9 protein-coding genes are annotated in these 11,855 nt (G+C 65.8%); all 9 read right to left on the bottom strand.

Annotated features, from left to right (window positions below):
- Positions 1 to 308: 308 nt before the first annotated feature.
- The gene (gene ftsZ / locus AC07X4_RS05405) at positions 309 to 1,550 is read right to left on the bottom strand and encodes a cell division protein FtsZ (protein WP_056059196.1); all 1,242 of its coding nucleotides are present in this window, start codon (positions 1,548 to 1,550) and stop codon (positions 309 to 311) included.
- Between the two features lie 151 nt (positions 1,551 to 1,701).
- Entirely contained in the window at positions 1,702 to 2,931 is a 1,230-nt protein-coding gene (gene ftsA, locus AC07X4_RS05400; RefSeq protein WP_015012559.1) for a cell division protein FtsA, read from the bottom strand.
- Positions 2,932 to 3,038: 107 nt separating this feature from the next.
- Positions 3,039 to 3,842, bottom strand: a complete 804-nt coding sequence (locus AC07X4_RS05395) for a cell division protein FtsQ/DivIB (protein ID WP_494739479.1) — start codon at positions 3,840 to 3,842, stop codon at positions 3,039 to 3,041.
- On the bottom strand, positions 3,842 to 4,831 hold the full coding sequence (locus AC07X4_RS05390) for a D-alanine--D-alanine ligase (RefSeq protein WP_494739478.1): 990 nt from the start codon (positions 4,829 to 4,831) through the stop codon (positions 3,842 to 3,844). Before AC07X4_RS05390 ends, AC07X4_RS05395 begins: the two co-directional genes overlap by 1 nt.
- Complete coding sequence (gene murC / locus AC07X4_RS05385; protein ID WP_494739477.1) at positions 4,828 to 6,261, bottom strand: UDP-N-acetylmuramate--L-alanine ligase; 1,434 nt, start codon at positions 6,259 to 6,261, stop codon at positions 4,828 to 4,830. Before murC ends, AC07X4_RS05390 begins: the two co-directional genes overlap by 4 nt.
- Positions 6,258 to 7,328: an undecaprenyldiphospho-muramoylpentapeptide beta-N-acetylglucosaminyltransferase gene (murG, locus tag AC07X4_RS05380; RefSeq protein ID WP_395452814.1), complete on the bottom strand. Its 1,071-nt coding sequence runs from the start codon at positions 7,326 to 7,328 to the stop codon at positions 6,258 to 6,260. The genes murC and murG overlap by 4 nt, the downstream gene beginning before the upstream one ends.
- Positions 7,329 to 7,407: 79 nt before the next feature.
- Positions 7,408 to 8,676 (bottom strand): putative lipid II flippase FtsW, encoded by a 1,269-nt coding sequence (ftsW, locus tag AC07X4_RS05375; RefSeq protein WP_056059212.1) that lies wholly within the window; start codon positions 8,674 to 8,676, stop codon positions 7,408 to 7,410.
- Positions 8,673 to 10,649 (bottom strand): UDP-N-acetylmuramoyl-L-alanine--D-glutamate ligase, encoded by a 1,977-nt coding sequence (murD, locus tag AC07X4_RS05370; protein WP_494739476.1) that lies wholly within the window; start codon positions 10,647 to 10,649, stop codon positions 8,673 to 8,675. The genes ftsW and murD overlap by 4 nt, the downstream gene beginning before the upstream one ends.
- On the bottom strand, positions 10,646 to 11,824 hold the full coding sequence (mraY, locus tag AC07X4_RS05365) for a phospho-N-acetylmuramoyl-pentapeptide-transferase (protein ID WP_494739475.1): 1,179 nt from the start codon (positions 11,822 to 11,824) through the stop codon (positions 10,646 to 10,648). Before mraY ends, murD begins: the two co-directional genes overlap by 4 nt.
- Between the last annotated feature and the right edge of the window lie 31 nt (positions 11,825 to 11,855).

Below are 11,855 nucleotides of genomic sequence, written 5' to 3'. Positions count from 1 at the left end.
GCCGTGGCCCCTGCCGTGCGTGCGGCAGCGCCCCGCCCGGCCCTGTCTAAGGCGCCAGCAGCCCCCCGTGCTGCCGCGCCTTCACCCGCGCCAGCGGCGGCATTGCCCCCCAAGGCAAGCAGCCCCAAGCCTGCGGCTGACAATAACGATGACTGGGAATCTTTCTGATCACTGAGAGGCCTGGGGCGACCCGGGCCTGAGAGCCTGCTGACGTTCGCCCAGTCAAAAAGCCCTACCAGCTTGCGCCGGCAGGGCTTTTTGTCTTGCAGCCCCCGGGAGGGGGCCGCAGGGTGCGATCAGCGCGGTTGTCAGTCCGCTTGCTTGCGCAGGAAGGCGGGGATTTCCAGGTCATCCATACCGCCGGACGACAGGGCATCCACGCGGGCTGCGGCCTGCGTGCGGTTGGTACGCCACACGCTGGGTACCGACATGCTGCCATAGTCGGCCTGCGCGCTGCCCGTGTGGCCGCCTTGCACGCCCACGGCACCACCCAGCGTACCCACACCGGCGACAGGCATCTGGTAGGCCATGTTGTCCGTACCCGTGCGCAGGCCACCCTGCACCACCGAGATGGGCTGACGGCGCGCATTGGCACGCGACAGACCCGTGGCCACCACGGTCACGCGGATCTCGTCACCCAGGCTTTCGTCATAGGCAGCACCAAAGATCACGTGCGCGTCGGTCGATGCGTAGGCGTTGATGGTGTTCATGGCCTGGCGTGACTCGGACAGCTTGAGGCTGCCCTTGCTGGCCGTGACCAGCACCAGCACACCCTTGGCGCCCGACAGGTCGATGCCTTCGAGCAGCGGGCAGGCGATGGCCTGCTCGGCTGCGATGCGTGCGCGGTCTGGGCCGCTGGCCGTGGCCGTGCCCATCATGGCCTTGCCGGGCTCGCCCATCACGGTGCGCACGTCTTCAAAGTCCACGTTCACCTGGCCGTATTCGTTGATGATCTCAGCGATACCGCCCACAGCGTTCTTGAGCACGTCATTGGCGTGCGCAAAGGCCTCGTCCTGGGTGATGTCGTCGCCCAGCACGTCCAGCAGCTTCTCGTTGAGCACAACAATCAGCGAGTCCACGTTGGCTTCCAGTTCGGCCAGGCCATCGTCCGCATTCTTCATGCGGCGACCGCCCTCCCAGTCGAAAGGCTTGGTGACCACGCCCACTGTCAGGATGCCCATCTCCTTGGCCACGCGCGCGATCACGGGCGCAGCGCCCGTGCCCGTGCCGCCGCCCATGCCCGCCGTGATGAACAGCATGTGGGCGCCAGAGATGGCTTCACGGATATCGGCAACCGCCGCCTCAGCCGCATCGCGGGCTTTCTCGGGCTTGCCCCCAGCACCCAGGCCGCTGTTGCCCAGCTGGATGACGCGGTGCGCCGAGCTGCGCGTGAGCGCCTGTGCATCGGTGTTGGCGCTGACAAACTCCACGCCCTGCACGCTGCGGGCAATCATGTGCTCGACGGCATTGCTGCCGCCACCGCCCACACCGATCACCTTGATCTGGGTGCCCTGGTTGAATTCTTCGGCTTCGATCATTTCGATGGTCATCTTGGAGCTCCTGGTTCTAAATTCGTATGCAATTGCCAATTGAGAGATGGGATCATTTTTCTTGTAGTGCGTGGCGGTCCTGTACATCGCCATCGCTCGCGCGGTATCTGGTGAGGGCTCCCACGCGCTAGCCACAGGGGGTATTTCATGGTCAGAAATTCCCCACGATGAAATCTTTGAAGCGCCCGAATGCGGTCTTCATGGACCCACTCTTCTGAGCCACCTTGAAGCCGCGCAGACGTGCCAGGCGCGCTTCTTCCAGCAGCCCCATCACGGTGGCTGCACGGGGCTGGGCCACCATGTCAGCCAGAGCGCTGGAATACTTCGGTATGCCGCGCCGCACGGGCTTGAGGAAGATGTCCTCGCCCAGTTCGATCATTCCCGGCATGACCGAGCTGCCGCCCGTGAGCACGATGCCCGACGACAGCACTTCTTCGTAGCCCGACTCGCGCACCACCTGCTGCACGAGCGAGAAGATTTCTTCCACACGCGGCTCGATCACACCGGCCAGCGCCTGCTTGCTCAGCATGCGCGGGCTGCGGTCGCCCAGGCCGGGCACTTCCACTTGCGCCTCGGGGTCAGCCAACAGTTGCTTTGCGTAGCCGCTTTCCACCTTGATGTCCTCTGCGTCCTTGGTCGGCGTGCGCAGTGCCATGGCGATGTCGCTGGTGATGAGGTCGCCCGCAATCGGAATCACCGCGGTGTGGCGGATCGCGCCGCCAGTGAAGATGGCGACATCGGTCGTGCCCGCGCCGATATCCACCACCACCACGCCCAGCTCGCGCTCGTCGTCAGTGAGCACGGCCTGGCTGCTGGCCAGAGGATTGAGCATGAGCTGCTCGACCTCCAGGCCGCAGCGGCGCACACACTTGATGATGTTCTCGGCCGCGCTCTGCGCGCCGGTCACGATGTGGATCTTGGCCTCCAGGCGGATGCCGCTCATGCCGATGGGCTCCTTCACATCCTGCCCGTCGATCACGAATTCCTGCGGCTCCACCAGCAACAGGCGCTGGTCGCTGCTGATGTTGATGGCCTTGGCCGTCTCCACCACGCGGGCCACGTCGGCCGACGTGACTTCCTTGTCCTTCACCGCCACCATGCCGCTGGAGTTGAGACCGCGAATGTGGCTGCCCGTGATGCCGGTGTAGACGCGCTGGATCTTGCAGTCCGCCATCAGCTCGGCCTCTTTCAGCGCCTGCTGGATGCTCTGCACGGTGGCATCGATGTTGACCACCACGCCGCGCTTGAGACCATTGCTCGGGGCCACGCCCAAGCCTGCGAGCTTGAGCTCGCCATTGGGCAGAACCTCGGCCACCACGGCCATGACCTTGGCGGTGCCAATGTCCAGCCCCACGACGACGTCTTTGTATTCTCTTGCCATATCAGTCTCTGCCCTTCTCGGTTCTGTCCCGCTGTCCCACCAAGCCCTCACACCGCCCTCTCGGGGCCTGCAGCATGCTGCGTCCAGTCCTGTTGTTCCTCATGCCATCACCTCTTGCGCACAGCCGTCGCGCCGGTTGCGTCTGCAGTCACTGTGGTCACACCCCGCAGGCGCAGGGCGTAGCCCCCGGCGTGGCGCAGGTCCGCAGACTCCAGCGCGTCCACGCGGCGGCCATACTGCGCGGCCACCTGGGTGAGGGTGCGCACGAACCGCTGCGTGCGCTGCACCACTTCCTGCGGCGTGCCGCCGCCTAGCTCCACCACAGCCTCGCTGTCGAGGGTGGCGCGCCAGCCGCCCCGCCCTGTCAGCTCCAGTTCTTCCACGTCCAGCCCCAGGGGTTGGAACACCGGCTCCAGCAACCCGTACATCTGCAGCACCTCGGCCGAGCTGCCTGTAGGCCCCTGCAGGCGCGGCAGGCCTTCCTGTTCCACATCGCCCACATTCGCCTCGAAGACTTCACCCTGGCTGTTGACCAGCGCTGAGCCAGTGTCCGGGCCCCAATACGCCACGGCGTCGTGCTCCTGCAGCTCCACGCGCAGGCTGCCGGGGTAGACCCGACGCACTTGCGCGCGGCGCACCCAGGGCACCTGCTCGAAGGCCTCGCGGGCAGCACGCAGGTCCACGGTGAAGAAGTTGCCCACCAGATGTGGCGCCACATTGGCCCGCAGGGTCACCGCGTTGTTGTGCACCAGCTCGCCCTGCACCACGATGCGTGCGATGGCAAAGCCGGGGTAGCGCAGCACCCACCCCACCCCCGCCGCCAGCACGGCCAGGGCGCAGCCCACGAACAGGACCGACGCGGTCAGGTTCATGAGCTTGACGTCCAGGGGTGCGGGCAGCGTCTGGGTCATCAGGCGGCCTTTGGTTTTGCGGGCGTGTCGAGGGCCGCATCGGCGAGGATGCGCAGACACAGCTCTTCGTAGCTGATGCCCGAGGCGCGGGCCGACATGGGCACCAGCGAATGCCCCGTCATGCCAGGGGATGTGTTCATCTCCAGCAGGAAGGGCTTGCGGTCACTCGCGCGGATCATCAGGTCGGCACGGCCCCAGCCCCGGCAGCCCAGGGTGCGGTAAGCCTCCAGCACGATGCGCTGGATCTCGCGCTCTTCGGCCTCGGGCAGGCCGCTTGGGCACTGGTACTTCACGTCGTCGGTGAAGTACTTGTTCTGGTAGTCGTAGGCGCCATCGGGCGCCACGATGCGGATCACCGGCAGTGCGCGGGCGTTGGCGCCCTGACCCAGCACGGGGCAGGTCACCTCTTCGCCCTCGACGAACTCTTCGCAGAGCACGTCGGGGTCGTACTGGGCAGAGAGCTGCACGGCCTCCTGCATGTCCGAATAGCCGCGCACCTTGGTCACGCCGATGGACGAGCCTTCGCGCGGCGGCTTGACGATGAGCGGCAGGCCCAGCTCGTCGGGCACGGTGCGCACCACCTCGCGCTGCTGCCGGTCGGGAGCCAGCCACACATAGCGGGGCGTGGGCAGGCCCTCGGCCAGCCACACCCGCTTGGTCATGACCTTGTCCATGGCAATCGCCGACGCCATCACGCCAGGGCCGGTGTACGGAATGCGCAGCAGCTCCAGCGCGCCCTGCACCGTGCCGTCTTCGCCATGGCGACCATGCAGTGCGATGAAGCAGCGCGCATAGCCGTCGCGCTTCAAATCACCCAGCGCATTCTGCGCAGGGTCAAACGCATGGGCATCGACGCCGCGCGAACGCAGCGCCTGCAGCACGCCGCTGCCCGACATCAGCGACACCTCACGTTCGGCCGAGTCTCCGCCCATCAGGACGGCGACCTTGCCCAGCGATTTCACATCGATATTCGATTCAGGAAGGGTCATAGTGCGCTCCCTTCATGCGCTTTCAGCTCATTATTTTGTAGCATCTCAACCACCTTGCCGGGCACTGCGCCAATGGAGCCGGCTCCCATGCACATCACCACGTCGCCCGCGCGTGCGTTGTTGGCAATGGCCTGGGGCAGATCAGCCACGTTGTCCACAAACACCGGCTCCACGCGCCCTGCCACACGCAGGGCACGGGCCAGCGAGCGTCCATCGGCGGCCACGACTGGCGCCTCGCCTGCGGCGTACACCTCGGTGAGCAGTACCGCATCGGCATGGCCGATCACCTTGACGAAATCTTCAAAGCAATCGCGCGTGCGGGTGTAGCGGTGCGGCTGGAAGGCCAGCACCAGGCGCCGCCCGGGGAACGCACCGCGTGCGGCCGCCAGCGTGGCAGCCATCTCCACAGGGTGGTGGCCGTAGTCGTCGATGACGGTGAAGGTGCCGCCGTCCTTCGCGGGCAGATCGCCATAGCGCTGGAAGCGCCGGCCCACGCCCTTGAAGCCCGCCAGCGCGCGCTGCACGGCTTCGTCCGGGATGTTCAGCTCTACCGCCACGGCAATGGCCGACAGCGCGTTGAGCACGTTGTGCTCGCCCGCGAGGTTGAGCACGATCTCCATATCGGGCAGCGTGACGCCGTTGCGTCGCTGCACGGTGAAGCGCATCTGGCCCGCCTCGGCGCGCACGTTGATGGCGCGCACCTGCGCGTCTTCCGAGAAGCCGTAGCTGGTGATGGGGCAGGTCACGCTCTGCAGGATGTCGCGCACGGCGGGACTGTCCACACACAGGATGGCCGTGCCGTAGAACGGCATGCGGTGCAGGAAATCGACAAACGCGCCCTTGAGCCGACCGAAGTCGTGGCCATAGGTCTCCATGTGGTCGGCGTCGATGTTGGTCACCACGGCCATCACGGGCAGCAGGTTCAAGAACGACGCGTCGGACTCATCGGCCTCGACCACGATGTAGTCGCCGCTGCCCAGCTTGGCATTGGCGCCCGCGCTGTTGAGCCTGCCGCCGATGACGAAGGTCGGATCCAGCCCCGCCTCGGCCAGCACGCTGGTCACGAGGCTGGTGGTGGTGGTCTTGCCGTGCGTGCCCGCGATGGCAATGCCCTGCTTCAGGCGCATCAGCTCGGCCAGCATCAGTGCGCGCGGCACCACGGGGATCTTCTTTTCGCGTGCGGCCAGCACTTCAGGGTTGTCCGAAGTGACGGCTGTGGACGTGACCACGGCGTCGGCGCCATCGATGTGCGCTGCCGCGTGGCCGAGGCAGGTCTTGATGCCGAGGTCTGCCAGGCGGCGCAGCGTGGCACTGTCGGCCAGGTCCGAGCCCGAGATGCGGTAACCCAGGTTGAACAGCACTTCGGCAATGCCACTCATGCCGGCGCCGCCGAGGCCTACGAAATGGATGTGGCGAATCGCATGTTTCATGGTTGGGCCAACTCCTCGCAGGCAGTCACCACCTCGCGGGTGGCGTTGATTTTTTGCATGTTTTTGGCCTTGAGCGCCACATCCACAAGTGTGGGACGCTCTAATTTCAATAGCATTTCAGATAGCCCTTGCGGCGTCAGGTCGCGCTGCTGCACCAGCCAGCCGCCTCCTGCGTTCACGAGGAACTGCGCGTTGGTGGTCTGGTGGTCGTCCACGGCCGACGGGAAGGGGACAAAGATGGACGCGGCGCCCACGGCAGCGATCTCGGTGACGGTGCTCGCCCCCGCCCGGCAGACGATGATGTCGGCCGCTGCAAACGCGCTGGCGGTGTCGTCGATAAATGGCGTCAGCTCTGCCTCGACCCCTGCAGCGGCGTAGTGGGCGCGCAGGGCATCGATCTGTGCCGCACCGCTTTGGTGGATCACGGTGGGTCGTTGGCCGGCCGGCATCAATGCGATGGCCTGGGGCACGATCTCGTTGAGCGCACGCGCTCCCAGGCTGCCGCCCACCACCAGCAGGCGCAGCGGACCACTGCGGCCTGCAAACCGCTCGGCCGGGCCCGGCTGCTGCGTGAAGGCGGTGCGCAGGGGGTTGCCCACCCACTGGCCCTGCTTGAACACCTGGGGGAAGGCGGTGAACACCCGGTCGGCCACACCTGCCAGGACCTTGTTCGCCATGCCCGCCACCGAATTCTGCTCATGCAGCACCAGGGGCTTGCCCGCGAGTACACCCATCATCCCGCCCGGAAAAGTGATGTAGCCACCCAGGCCCACCACCACGTCGGGCTTCACACGGCGCACGACCTGCAGCGCCTGCCAGAACGCACGCAGCAGGCGCAGCGGCAACAGGGCCAGCGTGACGAGTCCCTTGCCGCGCACGCCCGAAAAATCGATGAGTTCCAGCGCAAAGCCGTGCTGCGGCACGATGCGCGACTCCATGCTGCCGGGCGCGCCCAGCCAGTGCACACGCCAGCCGCGTGCGCGCAGTTCCTCGGCCACGGCCAAGCCGGGGAAGATGTGGCCGCCGGTTCCACCAGCCATGATGAGGGCGGTCTTCTGCGTGCTCATACGCGACCTCCCCGCATGAGGCACTGCGTGCCTGGCATTGCTTGCGCAATGCACAGCTTGTTTTGGTGAAACAAACTTTTCATACGCGGCCTCCGCGCATGAGAAGTTTGTTTTCGTAATCGACCCGCAGCACCACCGCCAGCGCCACCAGATTCATCAAAATCGCCGACCCGCCAAAACTCATCAGTGGCAGCGTGAGCCCCTTGGTCGGCAGCGCGCCCAAATTCACGCCCATGTTGATGAAGGCTTGAAAACCGATCCAGATCGCCACGCCCTGCGCCACCAACCCTGCGAACACGCGGTCCAGCGCAATGGCCTGGCGGCCGATGTGCATGATGCGGCGGGTCATCCACAGGAACAGCACGATGAGCGCGACCACGCCCACCAGGCCAAACTCTTCGCCGATCACGGCCATCAGGAAGTCGGTGTGCGCCTCGGGCAGCCAGTGCAGCTTCTCCACACTGCCCCCCAGCCCCACGCCAAACACCTCGCCGCGTCCGATGGCGATCAACGAGTGCGATAGCTGGTAGCCCTTGCCGAGTGCATGCTGTTCGCTGAAGGGATCCAGGTACGCAAACACGCGCTCGCGGCGCCAGGGCGAACTGGCGATCATCAGCGCAAAGGCACCCACCAGCACCCCTGCGATCAGGAAGAACATGCGGGCATTCACACCGCCGAGGAACAGGATGCCCATGGCAATCACGGCCACCACCATGAAGGCGCCCATGTCGGGCTCGGCCAGCAGCAGCACGCCGACGATGGCCACCGCTGCGCCCATGGGCAGCACGGCGCGGAAGAAGCGCTCCTTCACCTCCATCTTGCGCACCATGTAGTCGGCGGCATAGATCAGCACCGCAAACTTGGCCACCTCGGAGGGCTGGAAACCCACGGGGCCGATGGACAGCCAGCGGCGCGCGCCATTGACCACCTTGCCCACGCCGGGAATCAGCACAGCCACCAGCATGAGCAAGGCCACGATGAACAACCAGGGCGCCACCCGCTCCCAGAGCGCCATGGGCACCTGGAACGCCAGCAGCGCCGCCACAAACCCCACCACCAGGTACATCATGTGGCGGGTCAGGAAATGGGTGGACGCATAGTTGGCAAAGCGCGGGTTGTCCGGCATGGCAATCGACGCTGAATACACCATCACCAACCCCCACGCCAGCAGTGCCACCACCACCCAGAGCAAGGCCTGGTCAAAACCCAGCACGCTCGCGGGCGTGCTGGACGACTGCCGGTACTCGGTGCCGCCCACGCGCACGGGCAACACGTCGGCCGCCTTACCAGGCAGGCCACCGAACCAGCCGGTCACGCGTTGCAACAAGGTGCTGGCGGGTGCCGTCATTGCATGCCCTCCGCCGACTGGCCCGCATCGTCGGCCATCGCCCGCACGGTCTCGCAAAAGACCTGGGCGCGGTGCTCGTAGTCCTTGAACATGTCGAAACTGGCGCAGGCGGGCGACATCAGCACCGCATCGCCAGAATGGGCGCGCTGCGCGGCCAGTGCAACGGCCTCAGGCAAGGTGTCCGCATCGAGCAACGGCACACCAGCGTCCTGGAGCGCAGCGCGGATCAGCGGTGCGTCGCGGCCAATCAGCACCACCGCACGTGCATAACGTGCGACGGGGGCTGCCAGGGGCGCAAAGTCCTGCCCCTTGCCTTCTCCGCCCAGAATGACCACCAAACGCCGCTCCGCGCCCAGCCCCACCAGCGCAGCCGCCGTGGCGCCCACGTTGGTGCCCTTGCTGTCGTCAAAATATTCCACGCCGTGAATGATGGCCACGGGCTCCACACGGTGCGGCTCGCCCCGGTACTCGCGCAGGCCGTAGAGCATGGGCGCCAGCGGGCAACCCGCCGCCGTGGCCAGAGCCAGCGCGGCCAATGCGTTGGTGGCGTTGTGGCGGCCCCGGATGCGCAGGGCATCCGCCGGCATGAGCCGCTGGATGTGCAGGTCCTCTTCGACCTCGTTGCGGCCACGCTTTCGGGTTTCGTCCGCGTCCATGGCGCGCACCAGCCAGGGCATGCCGCTCACCACCTCGATGCCAAAGTCGCCCGGACGCCGGGGCATGTCGCCACCAAAGGTGAGGTGCGCGCGCACCTGCGGCTTTTGCAGCTTGACCTTGACGGGTGGCGGCAGCATGGCCATCACCGCAGCGTCTTCGCGGTTCAGGATCATCAAGCCCGTCTGGCCAAAGATGCGCGCCTTGGCCGCAGCATAGGCCTCGATGCTGCCGTGCCAGTCCAGGTGGTCCTGCGTGATGTTGAGCACCGTGGCGGCCGTGGGCTCGAAGCCCCCTTCACCCCCATTCACGCCATCCAGCTGAAAGCTCGACAGTTCCAGCACCCACACGTCGGGCAAGGTGTCTGCATCCAGGTGTTCTGCCAGTGTGTCGAGCAGGGTCGGACCGATGTTGCCGGCCACGGCCACGCGTTTGCCAGAGCGCTCCACCAACTGTCCGGTGAGCGAGGTCACGGTGGTCTTGCCGTTGGTCCCGGTGATAGCCAGCACGGCGGGGGCATACGCGTGCGATTCGCGCAGCGCTGCCAGGGCCATGGCATAAAGACTCAGCTCACCGCCAGCGCAGATGTTGTTTGCACGAGCCGCTTCGAAAACAGGAGCAACTGCCTCAGGGCTCAACCCTGGCGAACGATAGACCGCGTGCAGATTCTGCCCTTGTACCAGGCTGGCATCGAATGCGCCCGACACAAAACGGACCTGGGGCAGCTCTCGCTGCAGTGCGGGCAGTTGCGGCGGGGCGGCGCGCGTGTCGGCCACAGTGACTTGCGCGCCGCAACGCACGCACCAGCGTGCCATCGCCATGCCCGAGGCGCCCAGGCCCAGGATCAGGATGTGCTGGCCTTGCAGCAGGTTCGCAACGCCCTCGCGCGCGGGGCCTGCAGGCACGTCCGGCGTCATGGGCTCGTCGGCCTCTGCGGTGTCTGCAGCGCCCACACTGTCAGCGGCTCCCGACTCAGGAGCCGCCACCTCGGCAAAGATCTGCGCCACAAAATCCGCTGCGGCTTTCGCGGCGGAGACAGCAGGCACGGCCTCGGGGTTCCAGGCAGTGCTGGTGCTCTTTCCTGCCGGCGCACCTGGGGCCGCCTCAGTGACCTCTGCGGGAGGCATGCCGTCTGACACTTCGCTGCCCGATGCCGCAGTGTCCTGCCCTGGATTCACATCGGGTACCGCGGGCGCAGCATCCTGCCTGCCAGGGTCGACCTCTGGAGCACCTGCAGCATCCACCCCAGCCCCTGCCAACGGGGGCATGGCCTCGGACGTGCCGAGGGGGTCAGGGAGAAGAGGATCGTTCGGGTTCATCGCAGTTTCAGCGTGGACAGGCCAATCAGGCACAGCAGCATGGTGATGATCCAGAAGCGCACGACCACCTGCGTTTCTTTCCAGCCGCTCTTTTCAAAGTGGTGGTGCAGGGGCGCCATCTTGAGCAGGCGGCGGCCTTCGCCGTAGCGCTTCTTGGTGAACTTGAACCAGGTGACCTGCAGCATCACCGACAGGGCCTCGACCACAAAGATGCCGCCCATGATGGCCAGCACGATCTCCTGGCGCACGATGATGGCGATGGTGCCCAGGGCTCCGCCCAGCGCCAGCGCTCCCACGTCACCCATGAAAACCTGGGCGGGGTGCGCGTTGAACCAGAGGAAAGCCAGGCCCGCGCCCGCCATGGCAGCGCAGAAGATCAGCAACTCTCCCGAACCCGGAATGTGCGGGAAGAACAGGTACTTGGAATACACCGAGCTGCCGGTGACATAAGCAAACACGCCCAGCGCCGAGCCCACCATCACCACGGGCATGATGGCCAGGCCGTCCAGGCCGTCGGTCAGGTTCACCGCATTGCTGGAGCCCACGATGACGAGATAGGTGAGGATCACGAAGCCGAGCACGCCCAGCGGGTAACTCACTTCCTTGAAGAAGGGCAATTGCAGCCCCGCCTTGGGCGGCAGGTCCAGCGAAAAGCCCGACTGCACCCAGCCCACGAACAGCTCCCACACCTTGGCGTTGGAGCTTTCAGAAATGCTGAACACCAGGTACAGCGCGGCCATGAGGCCGATCACCGACTGCCAGAAGTACTTCTCGCGCGAACGCATGCCTTCGGGGTCCTTGTTGACCACCTTGCGCCAGTCGTCCACCCAGCCGATGGCACCAAAGCCCAGCGTGACGATGAGCACAATCCACACAAAGCGGTTGGACAGGTCAAACCACAGCAGGGTGGAAATGGCGATCGACAACAGAATCAACACACCACCCATGGTGGGCGTGCCGCTCTTGGACAGGTGCGACTGCATCGCATAGCCCCGGATGGGCTGGCCGATCTTGAGCGAGGCGAGGATGCGAATCACCTTGGGGCCGGCCACCAGCCCGATGAGCAGCGCCGTCATGGCGGCCATCACCGCACGGAACGTGAGGTACTGGAACACCCGAAAGAAGCCGAACTCGGGCGACAGGCCCTGCAGCCATTGCGACAGCATCAGCAGCATGTGGCACCTCCGGCATGGGCTGACACCGTAC

The organism is Acidovorax sp. GW460-11-11-14-LB4, assembly GCF_059423685.1.
This window is presented reverse-complemented; position numbering and strand designations above follow the sequence as displayed.